Source organism: Pseudomonas sp. PA-4-8C (genome assembly GCF_021606625.1).
In the GTDB taxonomy this organism is placed as follows: domain Bacteria; phylum Pseudomonadota; class Gammaproteobacteria; order Pseudomonadales; family Pseudomonadaceae; genus Aquipseudomonas; species Aquipseudomonas lactis.
The window spans coordinates 1-16,418 of the sequence record NZ_WKCD01000107.1; the positions used below are offsets into that span (position 1 = coordinate 1).

Genomic DNA, 16,418 nt, shown 5'->3' on the forward strand with positions numbered 1-16,418 from the left:
CCCATGGTGTTCGGCCAGCGTCACCTTTCACCCTGGCTGGGAGGGCTGTGCCGGCGCTACCCGAAGCTGCAACTGGATATCCAGCAGACCGACACCTTCGTCGACCCGCTGCAAGATGGCACCGACCTGCTGTTTCGCATCGGCGTGCTCAATGACTCGGGCATGCAGGCGCGCATCTTCGCGCCGCAACGTTTTCGCATCGCCGCCAGCCCTGCTTACCTGGCCCAACATGGCACGCCGCGCCACCCCGCCGAACTGGCCCACCACCACTGCCTGGCCTACAAAGGCATCACCGGCCAGGAGCGCTGGTTCTTCCGCCACGGCCAAGGCGATTGGACACCCTACAGCGTCAGCGGCCCCATCACCGGCAACCACGCCGACACCCTCACCCACGCCGCCGAACAAGGCTTGGGCCTGGTGGTGTTCCCGTCCTGGCTGATTGGCGAAAGCCTGCGCGCCGGCACCTTGCAGGCGGTGCTGAGTGAGTACGAGGTCGCGACAACCCTGGAGCCCCAACAGATCGCCGCGTTGTGGCCGGGCAGCCGCAGACTGTCGTTGAAGGTGCGCACGGTGATCGACTATTTCGTGGAGTGTTTTGGGACGGTGCCGTATTGGGATCGGTGACGGATTTTGACGCTGCTGAACGGCGCCAGTGAAGGAATATTCCTAGTAGAAAACGTAGGCCCGTTCTGATTTTGAGGGCCAGTATTTCTGGGGACGGTGCGCTGGGGCAGACTTTAGCCAAATTTATTTGGAGAGACTTCATGGTCACTACGTACCACACACCATCCCGCGCTGAACGAGCGGCCGCCAGTGGTCGTGCCATCTTTGATAGCGGTCGTAGTTTTGGCTATATTTGGCCAAAACACGGAGAAGCCCCCATGATTACCGTTGCCCTCGGTGAGGCAAAAAACAACCTGTCCAAACTGGTCGATGAAGCCGCCGCTGGCAAAATCATCACTATCGCCAAACATGGTCGCGCAATGGCGCAGCTCGTCCCGCTTGGTAAGTCCAAGGGCCGGCGAATTGGCGCAATGAAGGGCGAGTTGACCATTCCTGAAGACTTCGACGCCCCACTCCCCAGCGATCTTTTGGATGCCTTTGAGGGCAGTCATTCATGAGGCTATTGTTGGATACCCATATCCTGCTATGGGCACTCAACGATGACTCCAAACTGTCCGGTAAAGCCCGCAAGCTGATAGAAAACGCCGCCGAAATTTATGTCAGTGCGGCGACATTTTGGGAGATGGCAATCAAGGTTAGCTTGGGAAAGCTCGCTGTGGACTTAGATAAAATTCGCGAATACTGCCTGGAAAGTGGCTTCGTCGAATTACCCATCAGCCTGGAGCATGCCATTGCCGTCAGGGATCTTGAACATCATCACAAGGATCCCTTCGATCGGCTGATCATTGCAACAGCCATGACTGAGCCGATGAAGCTATTGACTGCTGACCCAGAAGTTGCCCAATACACATCCTTGGCCATCTTGGTGTAGGCACTGCCTCGGCAATGCACCTCAGTGTCAGAACAACCACTGCCCAATCAACCACGCATTCGCCCCACTGATCACCGCGAACAGAAACCACGCCAGCAGCCGCGTGGGCAGCCGATTGACGAACGGCCCCATCAATTGCTTGTCACCGGTCATGCGGATCAACGGGTACAACGCAAAGGGCAACTGCAGGCTCAGTACCACCTGGCTGAGAATCAGCAGCTTGCCGATGGCATCATCACCCATCAGCCATACGCCTAGAAACGCCGGGATCAACGCCAGCCCACGGGTAATCAGGCGGCGCTGCCAGCAAGGTATACGTAGGTTGAGGTAACCCTCCATGATCACTTGGCCGGCAATGGTGCCGGTAAAGGTCGAACTCTGGCCCGAAGCCAGCAAGGCGATACCGAACAGGATGCTGGCGAAAGCACCGCCGACCAGGGGGTCGAGCAGGTGATAGGCGTCCTGGATTTCCACCACATCGGTATGACCGGTCTTATAGAAGGCCGCTGCCGCCAGCACCAGAATCGCGGCGTTGACCAACAGCGCCAAGGCCAGGGAGCCAATGGTGTCGATACGCGCCAGCTTGACCGCGTCCTGCTTGCTCGCCAGGTCCTTGCCGATCAGGCGGGTCTGCACGATAGAGGTGTGCAGGTAGAGGTTATGGGGCATGACCGTAGCGCCGAGGATGCCGATGGCCAGGTACAACGGCGCCGCATCGCTGATGGCCGACAGTGACGGGGTGAACCCGCTGAGCACGTCGGGCCAGTAGGGTTTGATCAGCACCAGTTCGATGAAAAAGCACACGCCGATGGTGGCGACCAGCGCCAGCATGATCGCTTCCAGGCGGCGAAAACCACGATTTTGCAGGGCCAGGATCAACAGCGTATCGAAGGCAGTGATGACAATGCCGGTGGTCAACGACACGCCCAGCAACAGGTGAAACGCCAGGGCGCAGCCGAGCACTTCGGCAAGGTCTGTGGCGATGATGGAGATTTCCGCCAACACCCACTGGGTACGAGCAGAGCGCTGGCTGTAGCGCTCACGGCACAGTTGCGCCAGGTCCTTGCCGGTGGCGATGCCCAGCCTTGAACACAGGCATTGCACCGCCATCCCCGCCAGGCTGGCCAGCAGCACCACAAACAGCAGGCTGTAGCCGTAGCGTGAACCGGCTTCAATGGCCGTTGCCCAGTTGCCGGGGTCCATGTAGCCGATGGAGATCAACAGGCCTGGGCCAGCGAACATCAACACCCGTTTAAAAAACGAGGCCTTGGGATCAACAGCGACAGAACCAGCCACTTCCGGCGGGCAGAACGGGGCGGTAGCGATTTTTGGCAGGCTGAATTTCACGCGGTATTCCAGGCAAATACACAAGACTTGGGCAGCAGCTTATCAGTCGGTGGCGACCGTGCGCATCACCGTATCCCGTGGCAGGTCAAACGCTTCCACCACTTGCACCACCAGATCCAGCTCCTGGTTAAGCGCCTCGCGCTCCATGCGCTGACGAATCACGCCGATCACCAATACCGCCAAGGTCGTGATCGAATACGCCGGGCCGGAAAACGCCCGAACGCCGCTGACCAGCAACATCGCCGCAGCCAGCGCCTGGCCCACCACCGGGATCGCCGTCGCCGCACCGCGTCGCAGGATAAACCCGGTCAGCCCGGCCAATGCCGTGCCGCTCAAGGCTGCGGTAGCCGAACGGCCCACATCCAAGCGCTTGAACACCCCCTGCTCTTTTTGCGCAGCCGCCTGGAGCTCGGCCTCGAACGCCTGACGATCAGCGCGGCTGAGTTTGTCCTTGTACTGCTCGATCAGTGTTTCTGCGACCTGCCCTTCGATCTCTGCCAGCGCCACGTGTTCAAGTGGTTGGTCGAACTTGATGCCCAGGCGTTGCGCCACGTCTTCGGCAATCTGGCGATAGCCCACGCCATGGCCACGAGCCAGGTTCATAAAGCTGTCGCCGCCCATGCGCTGCAACTCAATGGCCAGTTTCAACGGTTCGCGCACACTGGCATCAATCGCAGCACTGCGCTTTTGCGCCATCAGTTCGGCAAGAAACTTCAGCTCCTCCGGCCGCGCTTGCACCAATGCCGGGTACAGGTCCCCGTCCGCTTCGGCAAACCGTACTTCACTGCTGCGCGAGTCCACACGGATCATGCCGCGCCGCTCCTGCAGCAAATCGGTGTACTGCACCACCGTCTTCAACTGCGGCCAATAGGCGGCATGATCGAAGCTGGCCAGGTGCACATTGGTGACCTTGGCCTTGAGCGCGGGCGTCACGTCAATCGCATAGCGACCGATGCAACGCTCGGTATCGGGCTTCATGGCCAGCGCCCAGTCCTTGCTGGAATGGCAGTTGATGAGCCGCCCCTTGAGCGGCGCCGACACTTCGTCCCACGGGCTCGAAGTACAGATCGCGCCGCCCATCAACAACAGGTTATTCAACGGCAATTCGCGAGCGATCTCGGGGCTGGCCAGCAGGCTCTTGACCAGAATGCGTGCGCCCAGGGAATGGCCGATCAGGTTGATGCGCCGCACCGGCAGCGCCTGGTTGCGCAGGTAGCCGGCCAGTTCGGGCAACAAGGTCTTGGCCACTTCATCCACCCGTGCCTCGACACTTTTGTAATGGTCGAGAAAATAGGCAATAGCCTTGCCCACGCCCACCGTCGCCGCGCCCAGGCCGCCACCGCCGAGCAGCGAGGCGAGCACGTCCTTGAACGGTGCAAACAGGTTTTCCAGAAAATGCCCCGCCGGCCAGAACAGCATCAAGTTGGTCGAACCTTCGATACCCGCCAACTGCTGCTTGAAGTTGCCCAGTTGCTGGCGGTTGAAGAACGCCGAGTAACCGTGAACATAGAGATTGAGCACATCCCCCTGGGGCTCGCCACACAGGACGAACGTGGGCTTGCGGGTGCGGTGCATTTCATCCCACTGGTGTTGCATAGGGCGGCGACTCCGGTTGACGGGATGGCGATAGTAACAAACAGAGGCGATCAGAACGGTGAATCCTGACCGACGTTTGCAGAAGGGCCTGGCCAAAACAGTATTCAACCAAGACCAAACGCTGCGCGACGGCTTAAACTGTCTGGGGGGCATGGTAAAACAGCGCCCTGCCCCTTTACCGGAGACCACTGTCATGACGTCCAAACTTGAACAACTCAAGCCATTTACCAGGGGCATGGGTGCAAACTTGCGCACCTTGAGCCAGATCGAGCAACTGGCCAGCGTATGACCCTACTCTCCCCATTGGCCCAACCGCGCACCTTGGTGTTCCTGACGTATCCGCAGATGGGTTTGCTCGACCTGACCGGCGCGCAGACGGTGTTCTGGGCCGCCACCAAGGCCATGGCCGAACGCGGTTTGCAAGGTTATGTGCTGCACAATGCCAGCCTGGCGGGCGGGCTGATGTCAACCGCCGAAGGCTTGAGCGTCGACACTGTGGCTTTGGCGCAGTTGGACCCAGCCACCATCGACACCCTGGTGGTACCCGGCGCGCCCGCCATTGAGCAAGCCATGCTGGACAATACTGCGCTGGTGGACTGGCTGCGCAACGCCTCCGGTCAGGCGCGACGTACCGCGTCGGTGTGCAGCGGCACGTTTTTGCTGGCGTTGGCGGGCTTGCTGGAGGGTCGCCGCGCGGCGACGCATTGGGCCATGTGCGAGCTGCTCAAGCAACGCTTCCCGAGCATCGAGGTGGACGTGGACGCGATCTTCGTGCAGCAGGGCCAGGTGTGGACCTCGGCGGGCGTCAGTGCCGGGATCGACCTGGCGCTCGCGTTGGTGGAGGCCGACTGCGGGCGCGAAGTGGCGCTGCAAGTGGCACGCGAACTGGTGGTGTTCCTCAAGCGCCCCGGTGGCCAGGCGCAGTTCAGCCAGGTGCTGCAAGCGCAAACCGCCGACAGCGCCGGCTTTGATGCGCTGCATGCCTGGATCAGCGACAACCTGCGCGACAGTGACCTCAGCGTCGAACGCTTGGCCGCGCAGAGCCATATGAGCCCACGCAATTTTGCCCGGGTCTATAAGCAAAAAACCGGTCGCACCCCGGCCAAGGCCATTGAGCTGTTTCGCATGGACGCGGCGCGCCGCATGCTTGAAGACTCCCAGCGCAGCATCGAGCAGATCGCCGGGCTGTGCGGGTTTGGCGACGAAGAACGCATGCGCTGCACCTTCCACCGCCACCTGGCCATCTCACCGCGCGACTACCGCGAGCGTTTTTCCCGCTAGGCCGACTGACCTGGCAGTCATCCAGGGTTATCTGTCCTTTCGGACAGGCCCTGCTGCTTTTACAGTGATCCGGCAATGCCTTGCGGCTTACCTGGTCTCTGGAGCAACCCCATGAAACAACATATTCTGATCATCGGCGCCGGGTTTGGTGGCGTGTGGAGCGCCTTGAGCGCCGCTCGGCTGCTGGACAAGCACGAACGCAACGATGTGCGCATCAGCCTGCTCGCCCCCCAAGCGGAGCTGCGTATTCGCCCGCGGTTCTACGAGCCCGATGTGCATACCATGCTGGCCCCGCTTGATGCGCTGTTCGACGCTGTGGGCGTGACCTTTGTGCAAGGCGCCGCCGACAGCATCGACACCCCTAATAAGCAAGTGACCTATCGCAACGCGGCCGGCATCCCGGCCACCCTCGCCTACGATCGCCTGGTAATGGCCGCCGGCAGCCGCTTGAACCGCCCCGGCATGGACGGCATCGAGCAAGTGTTCGATGTGGATCAGATCGAAGACGCCGCGCACCTTGAAGCCCATATCAACGCCCTGAAAAACCTGCCCGACAGCCCGGCCCGCAATACCGTGGTGGTGGCCGGCGGCGGCTTTACCGGTATCGAGACCGCCACCGAAATGCCGGCGCGCCTGCGTGCGGCACTGGGTGAGACGGCCAACATCCGTGTGATCGTGGTCGACCGCGGGCCGCAGATTGCCGCGTCGATGGGCGACGGCATACGCCCCTCTATCATCGAAGCCAGCCGCGAGCTGGGGATTGAATGGGTACTGAACACCTCGGTCGCCTCGGTGGATGCCGGTGGCGTGACCCTGGCGGATGGGCAGCGGATTGAATCAAGCACCGTGATCTGGACCATCGGCTTTCGCGCCAACCCGCTGACCGAACAGGTTGAGGGCACCCGCGATCCCCAGGGCCGCCTGCACGTGGACGCCCACCTCAAGGTCAAGGGCCAGGCTGCCATCTTCGCCGCTGGCGACGTGGCCTACGCCGCCACAGACGCGCTGGGCAACTTCGCTGCCATGTCCTGCCAGCACGCTATCGCCCTGGGCCGCTACGCCGGCAACAACGTCGCCGCCGATCTGATCGGCGTGGCCCCCATGGCCTACAGCCAACCCAAATACGTGACCTGCCTCGACCTCGGTGCCTGGGGCGCGGTGTACACCGAAGGCTGGGACCGTCAGCTCAAGCTGGTGGGCCAGGAAGCCAAGGAACTCAAACAGCAGATCAATAGCGTGTGGATCTACCCACCGGCGGCGGATAGAGCAGTGGCACTGGCGGCGGCGGATCCGTTGATTCCGGTGGCGTAGGACAGTCAGTTAAGCGAACGCATTGCTCAAGGCAGTGAAGATCAAATGTGGGAGCTGGCTTGCCTGCGAAAGCGGTCGCGCAGCAACAGATGCAGTGGCTGACACACCGCCATCGCAGGCAAGCCAGCTCCCACATTAAGTCTGCAGTTATCCGGTGGATACGGGGCGATCAGCTTGGCATCGGGGCACCACCTTGCCCAAACCGCCGAATCGCCAGGCAATACCCCACCAACGCCAACCCCGCCAGCAAACCGCCCGCCGCGCCGATCCAGGCGAAGCCGAAGTGGCTGCCGACCCAACTGCCCATCAACGCACCACCGCCGATGCCGATGTTGTAGATCCCGGAAAACATCGCCATGGCCACATCGGTGGCGTCCGGTGCCAGCACCAGCACCTTGGACTGCATGGCCAGGCCAAAGCCCATGATCGCCATGCCCCAGAAAATACTCAGCCCCACCAGGTAAGACTCGGCGCCGCTCAACGGCAGCATCAGCGCCAGGCACGCGGCGAGGATAGACACTGCGCCGATCACGAACAGGTGGGGGTTGAAGCGATGCACCAGGCTGAACAACAACGAGCCGATGATGCCAGCACCACCGAACACCAGCAGGATCAGGGTCACGGCACTGCCGCCCAGGCCGGCGACGCCTTCGACGAAAGGTTCGATGTAGCTGTAGGCGGTGAATTGGGCGGTGACGGTCATCGCCGTCAGCACGTACAGCGCCACCAGCGCCGGACGCTTGAACAATAGCGGCAGGCTGCGCAGGGAGCCGGAGTTCTGGCTGGGCAGCAGCGGCAAGGTGCGCGCCAGCCAGAACACCAGCGCGGCAGCGAAGGCGGCGATCACCAAAAAGGTAGTGCGCCAGCCCATGGCCTCGCCCAACAGGCGGCCCAAGGGAATGCCCAGCACCATCGCCAGGGACGTACCGGTGGCCAACAAGCCAAGGGCCTGCACTTGCTTGCCTTCCGGCGCCAGACGTACGGCCAGGGAAGCCGTGATCGACCAGAACAACGCGTGGGCCAGGGCGATGCCGACCCGACTGACCATCAGCAAGCCGAAGCTGGTAGCCACGCTGGAAAGAATATGGCTGGCGATAAACAGGCCGAACAGCACGATCAACAATTTGCGCCGTTCGACGTTGCGGGTCAGCAGCATCACCGGCAGCGAGGTCAGCGACACGATCCACGCATAAATGGTGAGCATCAGGCCGACGCTGGCCACGGGCATGTCAAAGCTGGCGCCGATGGCGCTGAGCAGCCCGACGGGGACGAATTCGGTGGTATTGAACACAAACGCAGCCAGCGCGAGGGCGATGACCGGTTGCCAGTTGGCTTGGGGGGTTGCGGCTGAAAGGCTCATTGACGGGCGCGGTACTCTGACGATGATCAAGCGGCCACCCAGGACAAGCGCCGCCGCCGAGCATTCTATAGGTTTCTCGCACCGCTGTTGCTGCGGATCGTCGCCCCAAGGCTTATGGCGAGGTCATGGTGATCACGTAGTTGCCCGACTGAATCAGCTTGCCAGCGCTGTCTACCAGCACATAACGCTGATCGTAATAGCGCCCCTCGCCGCTGTCCGCCACCAGCCGCACATGGGGTGCGTCGACGCTGGCAACTGGCGCGACGCTGCGCACCTCGATGCGGCTGCCACGACTGGATTGGGCACAGCCACGCAGTTCCATCACCGAACCGCTGCGCGCATTTGTCGCACACCCTGACTCGACAATCGCGCCGCTGAACCTGATGGTGCCCTGCCCCACGGTTTGTGCGGCGCCGCAGGTACTTGCCCACAGGCCCAGGAGGCCAGTCAGTACCGCTACACGATGAACGTTCATGCCGACACTCCTTCTTGGGTTAGTTAAGAAGTAAGTCGTCGGCACGCCGGTTAACTTGAGCTTATTTACCCGCCAATGAGAGGTGCGTCACGGATCCACCTGCCCCATCAACTCAGGAATGCTCTCCGGCCGCTGGGCATAGCGTTGGGCCAACGCCGCGCAGACCATCAACTGGATCTGGTGAAACAGCATCAACGGTAGGATCAACACGCCCATGCTTGCCCCGGCAAACAGCACCTGTGCCATCGGCACGCCGGTCGCCAGGCTTTTCTTCGAACCACAGAACAAGATGGTGATGCGGTCCTCCTGGTTAAAGCCAAACGCCTTGCCCAGCAGCGTAGACGCCACCAGCACCAGGGCCAGCAACACGCAGCAGGCCACCACCAACCCGCCCAATTCCCACAGCGGGATCTGGTGCCAGATACCTTCGTTGACCGCCTCGCTGAAAGCCCCGTAGACCACCAGCAGAATCGAACCTTGATCGACGAATTTGAGCCAGGCTTTGTTACGCCCGACCCAGCCCCCAATCCAGCGGCTGGCGACTTGCCCGGCAATGAACGGCAACAACAACTGCACGCTGATTTTGACAATTGCATCGACTGTGGAGCCGCCATCACCGTGTACGTTGAGCAGCAGCGCTACCAGCAGCGGCGTCAGGAAGATGCCGAACAGGCTGGACGCCGCCGCGCTGCAGATGGCCGCCGGGATGTTGCCGCGGGCCAGGGAGGTAAAGGCAATTGCCGATTGCACGGTGGCCGGCAAGGCGCAGAGGTAGAGCATGCCCATGTACAGCTCGTTGCCGATCAACGGCGACAGCAGCGGCTTGAGCGCCAGGCCCAGCAGCGGGAACAGCACGAAGGTCAGGCTGAACACCAGCAGATGCAGGCGCCAGTGGCCGGCACCGGCGACGATGGCCTTGCGCGACAGCTTGGCGCCATGCAGGAAAAACAGCAGCGCGATGGCCAGGTTGGTGACCCAGCCGAACGCCACGGCAGTCTGGCCGCTGGCGGGCAGCAGTGAGGCGAGGATCACGGTGGCGATGAGGGTGAGGGTGAAGTTGTCGGGCAGAAACCGGGGCCGGGTCATAAGCAATTCTTCCAGGGGTTGCCAAGAGCGTCGCGACGACTCTAACGTAACCACCTGTTACCGACTAACGCCAATGAGCCAGTAAATGCCGCCTAAAGGACATGAAAAAGCCGTTCGCCGCAGCGTGCCTGGGCTTTCCAGCCTTCCTAGGCCGGTGTACGGGCGCACTGAATCCTTGCCCAATCGGGCGCTGACGCGACGGCACAGTCATCCGTGGGTGCAGTTGTCCTACGCGATTTCCGGGGTACTGGAGATCCAGACCAGCGTCGGCCGTTTCGTCGCACCACCCCAGCGCGCGGTGTGGATCCCGGCCGGCATGCCCCATCGGGTGTTCAGTTCGCCCCATACGGAAATGCGCAGCTTGTACCTCGACTGCAGCGTCACCGCCTGGGCCGCCGAGCGTTGCCAAGTGCTGGAGGTGAGCAGTTTGTTGCGCGAGTTGATCCGCAACTTCAGCCAATTGCCGGTCGAATATACCGAGGACGGACCGGACGGACGCCTGGCTCAGGTACTGCTCGACCAACTCGCTGCCGCGCCCCAGGTGGATTTGATGTTGCCGCTGCCTCACGACCCACGGCTGCGGCAGATCTACCGCAGCCTCAACCTGCATCCCGAGCAGCAAACCACGTTGGGCGATTGGAGCCGCAAGCTGGGAGTCAGCGAAAAAACCCTCAGTAGGGTGTTCCTGAGTGACACCGGGCTGACATTTCGCGCGTGGCGCCAGCGCCTGCGCCTGTTAAGCGCCCTGCCCGCCCTGGAACAAGGCGAGCGGGTGACGGATGTGGCATTGGGGTGTGGCTATGAGTCGACCTCAGCCTTTATCAACGCGTTTCGTCAGCAGTTTGATTCCACCCCCGGTGAATTCTTCCGCTGACCCTCCCACGACGCAAATAATCCCCAAACCCACGCTCGGCTGGTATTGTGCCGCGCTTTGAAACACAGCAACCGACTGCGAGGAAATGGACGTTGAACACTGACGAAAAAATGACCGGGGACCTGTTCGAGGTTGATAAGCGCCTGTCACTCAAGCCCGTGGTGGACTTCAACGCCTACCTGCGCAGCGCCTTCGGCGACGGCCCTTGCACCTGTGTGCGCTGCACGGCCAATGGTGGCGATGAAAGCGGTTATGAGTTCCAACATACCTTTACCTTCGAGGGTAAGCCCGTGCACCGTCGCTTCGCTTCGACGGCGGGCAGTGATGTATTAATGGCGTTGAAAAAGGCCTGGTTGTCGTACACCAAGGCCGAGCTGCCGCTCAGTGGTGTGTTGGCGCTGGATACGGTGAAGGAATTCGTCGAGCCGCAGCTGCACAAACGCCTGGCGCCGCTGTTTGTCGCCAGTGGGCTGGTCAAGGATGTCGACGGCGAACTGCGCATCCAGCCGCAAGCCGCAGCCTGACACCGGCTAATGTGGGAAACACCACTGTCGAAGCAAAGAAGATCCATGTGGGAGCTGGCTTGCCTGCGAAAGCGGTAGTGCAGTCACAGATGCAGTGACTGTCGCACCGCCATCGCAGGCAAGCCAGCTCCCACATTTTTCCGGGTATTAATTTAGAAACCGGGAACGCCTTGTACGCGCAACTCAGGGTTCAGTTCGTCCAGCGGTTCGGTCAGCGGCCGGTCGCTCCCACCCGGCAGGAGGATCACCTTGCGGCACTCCTCCTCGGCTTTATCAAACAGCTCATACCCCCGCGCCGCCTGCTCCAGGGGCAGCCGGTGAGTGATGATCGCCTCCGGGTGCAGATGCCCCAGCTCGATATGCTCCAACAACTCGGGTAAGAACCGCTGCACATGGGTCTGGCCCATCTTGAAGGTCAGGCCCTTGTCGAAGGCATCGCCGAACATGAAGCCATGGATAAACCCGGCATACACCCCGGCGACACTGACCACGCCACCGCGACGCACGGCGGCGATGCACTGGCGCAGGGCCTTGCCGCTGCTACCTTCGATCTTGAGGGCGGTGAGCAGGGTTTCTGTAGTGCTGCCCTTGGCCTCGAAACCCACCGCGTCCACCACGCCATCGACGCCGCGCATGCCAGCGGTCTGGCGGATGATGGTGTCCGCCGGGTCATCGTCTTCTTCGAAATTGATCGGAATCACGCCGTAGGTTTTCTGCGCGTAGGCCAAACGATACGGATGGTCGTCGACCATGAAGATCTGTTCGGCGCCCAGCATCTGCGCGCATGCCGCACTGAGAAGACCCACGGGCCCGGCGCCATAGATGGCCACGCTGGAGCCTTTGCCGATGCCAGCGTTGGTCACCGCCTGCCAAGCGGTGGGCAGAATATCGGAGAGGAACAGCACCTTCTCATCCGCCAGGGTGCCGGGCACCTTGAACGGCCCGGTATTGGCCTTGGGCACCCGCACCCATTCCGCCTGACCGCCGGGAATACCGCCGTACAGGCGGCTGTAGCCAAACAGCGCGGCACCCGGTGGGATGGCTTTTTTATTCAGGATCGCACCGCGCCCATCATTGGTGGTTTCGCAGGCGGCGAATTGCTGGAGCTGGCAGAAAAAGCAATCGCCACAGGCAATCACGAACGGAATCACCACACGGTCGCCGCGTTGCACCGCGGTGACGGCCGGGCCGGTTTCTTCGACGATGCCCATGAACTCATGGCCGAAGATATCGCCGTGCTCCACGGTCGGGATCTTGCCCCGGTACAGGTGCAGGTCCGAGCCACAGATCGCGGTGGCGGTGACCCGCAGAATGATGTCGTCGGGTTGTTCAATGATCGGATCGGGCACGGTATCCACCTGCACCTTGTGTGCGCCCTGGTAAGTCATCGCTCGCATGCTCTGCGCTCCTGCCGTTGAGGGGTTACTGATTAAGGGCGGAGCAACCCCCTCAGTGTTCCATCAACCTCGATCAAGACCCGATCAATGGTCGCCGCGAGTCTGGGCCAACAGCAGGTCGACTACCTGGCGCAAGCTGGCACGCGTATCGGCGCCGCTCGCCTGGGCCTGGGCCTGCCAGCGCAACTGCTCGGCCGCGCTGTTGCCGCGTTGCAGCCACGCATCCAGGGTATCGAACAGCAGCGGCTCGCCAATGGCCTCTGCGGTGGCGGCAAACGTCTGTCGGGCGCATTGCAGCCATTGCTCAGCTCTGCCCAGGGTGCCTGCGTCGTCCAACGCGAAGGTGCCAGCGACCCCATAACGCTTGGCCTGCCAGCGATTTTCCTTGAGCAGCCAGCGCGCCTCGGCACTGAACCTGGCTCCAGGGCGCTGCATCGCGCAGGCATGGGTAACCATTACCCGAAACAGCGTGGCGAGGGCCAAGGCGTCCGCCAGCCGTGGGCAGGCGTCGGTCATGCGCAGTTCCAGGGTGGGGTAACGCGCCGCGGGGCGGATGCCCCACCAGCCATTGCCATCGGCCTTGATCGCGCCGATGCGCTGCAACATGACCAGGTAGCGCTGGTACTCGGCCCAATCGCTGAAGTGTTCCGGCACGCCCATGCGGGGCCACTCGTCGCACGCGGCCTGGCGGTAGCTCATGAAGCCGCTGGGCGCGCCGTCCCAGAAGGGGGACGAGCAACTGAGCAGCAGCAACAACGGCAACCACGGCGACACCTGGTTCATCACCGCGATGCGGTCCAGCGTTTGCGGCACCTGCACATGCACATGCAGCCCGCACAACACACTGCGCCGCGCTACATACTGAATATCGTCGAACAGTTGCCGGAAATGCGCCTGATCGGTCGGCCGCTGCCCACGCCAATCGGCCAGAGGGTGGCTGCCGGCGCACACCACACCGAGGCCGAACTCAGCCAGGGATTGCGCCAGGTTGCCGCGTACTGCCCGCAAGTAATCCGCCGCTTCGGCGCTGGAGGTGAACACCGGTGAGGCCGCCTCGATCTGCCCTTGGAACATCTCATAGGAGAAGCCTGCGCCAATCGCTTCGCGGCAGGCCGCCAGCACCGCTGCCGAGGGCTCGCACACCATCTGGCGGCTGTGCAGGTCGGTAATGAAGTATTCCTCTTCAATGCCAAAGGTGAGCATCGACATTCAGCGCAGTCGGGTGACAGTCAGTGCGACCACGGCAATGCGCTCCACCTGCTCATAGCCTGGTTTTTCCAGTTCTTCACCGAAGACGTCCGGGTCCAGTTCGCGGTAGGTCCAGCCGTAGGCGTCGCTGCCCAGCAGCGGCTTGACCGCCTCCAGGAAGGGATCGCTGCCGGCCACCATCGCCACCCCGGTATACAGCAGCAGGCTACCGCCCAGGGCCAGGCGCCCGATGGATTCACTGACGATGCGCAGCGACAACTGCTCCCCCAGGGCGCCACCGCCATGGCGATAGGCGCGCTGACGGTCATCTTTCATGTACGGCGGGTTGGCGACGATCAGGTCGAACTCGCCCTCCACACTGGCTAACACATCACTGTGGTAAACGCTGACGTTATTCAGCCCGGCCAGCTCGGCATTCACCGCCGTCATGCGCAGCGCGCGGGGGTTAATGTCCACTGCTAGCACCTGGGCGTCATGCCTGGCTTTAGCAATCACCAGCGCGCCGACACCGGCGCCACAGCCGATGTCCACGGCGCGCTTGAGCGGCTCGAAACGCTGTTGCAGATAGGCTTCGATCACCTGGGCAAAGCGGTAGCTGTCGGGGCCGAAAAACACCGCGTCCGCCTGGTCGGTGGGATAAGGCGAATGGGCGAACAACAGCTCATCGAGGCTCGACCAACGCACCGCGCTGCGCCATAGCGCGCCGTGTTTTTCGATCACATCCGCCTGTTGCAACTCTTCACGCAGGGCCTCGGGCAACAGGCCTTGATCGAACGGCATCGACCACCCGAACACATCGCGCAGCGTCATTGCCAGAGGCGTCGCCAGCCGCCGGTAAACACGCTCGTGGGTCAAGGGCGTCGGTGTGATAAAGCGATAACCGCCCTCCTTCAACCCCCGGCCCAAATTCAACAAGGCACGGTCAGCCAGTTGTTGCGCAGACATAGGCACATTCCTTAGCGCAAGCGCGCACGCAGTTGGATAAAGCGGCGAGTGGCATACAGCCCGGCAGGCGTGCAGTGACGGCGTGCCGACAGCCATGGGATCAGCGCATTGAGCTGTTGCACATCGGGCAGGTTGCACAACGACTCCGCCAGGGCCTGGGTATCCGGGTCCGCTGGTCGATGCTGCTCGCGGGCAAACCGGCTGCCGCGTCCCGGCCGCACGGGCGGCACGCGTTCGCTGGCAACCCATTCACCGGCGATCCAATCATGGATCAGCTGTTTTTCATAACCGCTGAACACCCCGAACATCGCGGCGCCAGCGCCCTCGATTAATTGCCAGAAGCGGCTGTTGGCGGGGTCCTGGTTGTGCTGGATCCAGCCTTTGTCTTCCAGGGCCTTGAGGAACGCGCCGATCTGCCCCGGCTTGGCCAGCCATTGGTTGACGGTCTGGCCTTCGAAGCGGCAGTAGTCCGAATGCATATGCTGGCCGAAGGCGCGCTTGCGTTCGAGCATCGCCACCACCTGGTCCTGCAGGTTGAATTGTTTGATCACAGACGTGGCACCCGCGCCCAGATCATTCAGGCGGTAGCCTGCGGCCACCCGGCGATAGAAGTCTGCCCTGCCCTCGCCCAGCGGCAGCAGGTTCAGCACCGATTGTGCAGCTTTGCACGCGTGACCACTGCTGGCGTTGTCGATGGTGACATGCAGTGTGAAGTAATAAGGGTCGATACCCAGCTCACTGAGTTCATAGGCGGTGATCAACAGGTGCAGCGGCAGTTGCTCGTAACCCAGGTTGAAGCCAATGACCTCCGGCAGGAACTCGTCGGCGCAAACGCCAAGCGCCAGTTGCAGGGCGCCTTGCAGGTAATGATCATCCTCAAGGCCGGCTTCGCTGTCGGCATCGTGCTCGCTGAGCAACTTGCGGTAGATCACCACATGGTTCTGCGCGGCTTCACCGTCGCCCAACTCTTCCAGGTAAGTGGTGAGCAGGCCGTCGAAGCGCTGGTCTTGCCAATAGCGCAGCAAGCCGTAGAGCCAGGCGCCGTCGACCTGTTTGGTGGGCGCCACGCACTGCAGGAAATACAACGCATGGGCCTTGTTCTGGAAATACCGCCGTGGCCCGCCTTGCCGGCGCTGCTCAAGGTAGTCGGCATAGGCCTGGGCCACCTCGGCGCAGCGCTGCTCGACCCAGGCCAGCAGCTGTTCGGGCGCCTCTGGCAAGTCGCAGTCGGTGGCTTCTACCAGGGCCAATTGATCGTGCAGGTATTCACGCGCCAGTTCGGTGGCGTCTTGGGTTTCGCCATGCAGCTGTTGGTACACCTGTTGATGGCGGCCCTGGGCCGAATGGGTGAGCGAGGCCGGCTGGCCAGACAGCGCTGTAAGGAGTGTCATGATGGCAGTTTCCGCAAAGTCCGTTACAACGGGCCTCCCACAAGGTGGCCCCGCAAGAGCGTTCAACATCACGCGCTTCTAAAATGCAGAGCCTCGGGGTGTGCAGAAAATTCAAACGGGGTTGGGT

The 16,418-nt window shown here is 62.0% G+C and carries 16 protein-coding genes; 7 read left to right on the top strand and 9 right to left on the bottom strand.

Annotated elements, in window-relative coordinates:
• The 3 genes from GIW04_RS16850 to GIW04_RS16860 all read left to right on the top strand — a co-directional run.
• Window positions 1-624 (top strand): substrate binding domain-containing protein (locus GIW04_RS16850; RefSeq protein WP_236479069.1); only part of this gene is annotated, 624 nt, incomplete at its 5' end.
• A 140-nt stretch (window positions 625-764) separates the two neighbouring features.
• Complete coding sequence (locus GIW04_RS16855; RefSeq protein ID WP_232964649.1) at window positions 765-1,121, top strand: type II toxin-antitoxin system Phd/YefM family antitoxin; 357 nt, start codon at window positions 765-767, stop codon at window positions 1,119-1,121.
• Complete coding sequence (locus GIW04_RS16860; protein ID WP_003191983.1) at window positions 1,118-1,495, top strand: type II toxin-antitoxin system VapC family toxin; 378 nt, start codon at window positions 1,118-1,120, stop codon at window positions 1,493-1,495. The genes GIW04_RS16855 and GIW04_RS16860 overlap by 4 nt, the downstream gene beginning before the upstream one ends.
• Before the next feature lie 27 nt (window positions 1,496-1,522).
• Here the strand turns inward: GIW04_RS16860 and GIW04_RS16865 are convergent, their stop codons facing one another.
• Together GIW04_RS16865 and GIW04_RS16870 are read right to left on the bottom strand one after the other, a co-directional pair.
• Entirely contained in the window at window positions 1,523-2,842 is a 1,320-nt protein-coding gene (locus GIW04_RS16865) for an Nramp family divalent metal transporter (protein WP_003191984.1), read from the bottom strand.
• A 42-nt stretch (window positions 2,843-2,884) separates the two neighbouring features.
• On the bottom strand, window positions 2,885-4,438 hold the full coding sequence (locus GIW04_RS16870; RefSeq protein ID WP_120249076.1) for a DUF726 domain-containing protein: 1,554 nt from the start codon (window positions 4,436-4,438) through the stop codon (window positions 2,885-2,887).
• A 285-nt stretch (window positions 4,439-4,723) separates the two neighbouring features.
• Between GIW04_RS16870 and GIW04_RS16875 the strand changes: the two genes are divergently transcribed.
• Entirely contained in the window at window positions 4,724-5,719 is a 996-nt protein-coding gene (locus GIW04_RS16875) for a GlxA family transcriptional regulator (protein WP_120249075.1), read from the top strand.
• Between the two features lie 111 nt (window positions 5,720-5,830).
• Entirely contained in the window at window positions 5,831-7,030 is a 1,200-nt protein-coding gene (locus tag GIW04_RS16880) for an NAD(P)/FAD-dependent oxidoreductase (protein ID WP_120249074.1), read from the top strand.
• A gap of 169 nt (window positions 7,031-7,199) precedes the next feature.
• Here the strand turns inward: GIW04_RS16880 and GIW04_RS16885 are convergent, their stop codons facing one another.
• From GIW04_RS16885 to GIW04_RS16895, 3 genes are all read right to left on the bottom strand, one after another.
• Window positions 7,200-8,390: a sugar transporter gene (locus GIW04_RS16885; protein ID WP_047711121.1), complete on the bottom strand. Its 1,191-nt coding sequence runs from the start codon at window positions 8,388-8,390 to the stop codon at window positions 7,200-7,202.
• A gap of 112 nt (window positions 8,391-8,502) precedes the next feature.
• Window positions 8,503-8,865, bottom strand: coding sequence for a hypothetical protein (locus tag GIW04_RS16890; RefSeq protein WP_034134517.1), 363 nt, complete (start codon window positions 8,863-8,865; stop codon window positions 8,503-8,505).
• Between the two features lie 87 nt (window positions 8,866-8,952).
• Window positions 8,953-9,951, bottom strand: a complete 999-nt coding sequence (locus tag GIW04_RS16895) for a bile acid:sodium symporter family protein (protein ID WP_034134518.1) — start codon at window positions 9,949-9,951, stop codon at window positions 8,953-8,955.
• An 85-nt stretch (window positions 9,952-10,036) separates the two neighbouring features.
• Here GIW04_RS16895 and GIW04_RS16900 point away from each other — a divergent pair, with 85 nt between their 5' ends.
• On the top strand, window positions 10,037-10,825 hold the full coding sequence (locus tag GIW04_RS16900) for an AraC family transcriptional regulator (RefSeq protein WP_120249073.1): 789 nt from the start codon (window positions 10,037-10,039) through the stop codon (window positions 10,823-10,825).
• Between the two features lie 92 nt (window positions 10,826-10,917).
• A complete protein-coding gene (locus GIW04_RS16905) occupies window positions 10,918-11,349 on the top strand; it encodes a hypothetical protein (protein ID WP_034134520.1) in 432 nt (143 codons plus the stop codon).
• 152 nt (window positions 11,350-11,501) lie between these two features.
• On the opposite strand, the gene GIW04_RS16910 is transcribed toward GIW04_RS16905, so the two are convergent.
• From GIW04_RS16910 to GIW04_RS16925, 4 genes are all read right to left on the bottom strand, one after another.
• Complete coding sequence (locus GIW04_RS16910) at window positions 11,502-12,746, bottom strand: zinc-dependent alcohol dehydrogenase (protein ID WP_094774109.1); 1,245 nt, start codon at window positions 12,744-12,746, stop codon at window positions 11,502-11,504.
• Between the two features lie 84 nt (window positions 12,747-12,830).
• Window positions 12,831-13,949, bottom strand: coding sequence for a carboxylate-amine ligase (locus GIW04_RS16915; RefSeq protein WP_120249092.1), 1,119 nt, complete (start codon window positions 13,947-13,949; stop codon window positions 12,831-12,833).
• Window positions 13,950-13,955: 6 nt separating this feature from the next.
• Window positions 13,956-14,900: a N5-glutamine methyltransferase family protein gene (locus GIW04_RS16920; RefSeq protein WP_003192004.1), complete on the bottom strand. Its 945-nt coding sequence runs from the start codon at window positions 14,898-14,900 to the stop codon at window positions 13,956-13,958.
• An 11-nt stretch (window positions 14,901-14,911) separates the two neighbouring features.
• On the bottom strand, window positions 14,912-16,291 hold the full coding sequence (locus GIW04_RS16925; protein ID WP_120249072.1) for an iron-containing redox enzyme family protein: 1,380 nt from the start codon (window positions 16,289-16,291) through the stop codon (window positions 14,912-14,914).
• Window positions 16,292-16,418: the final 127 nt, after the last annotated feature.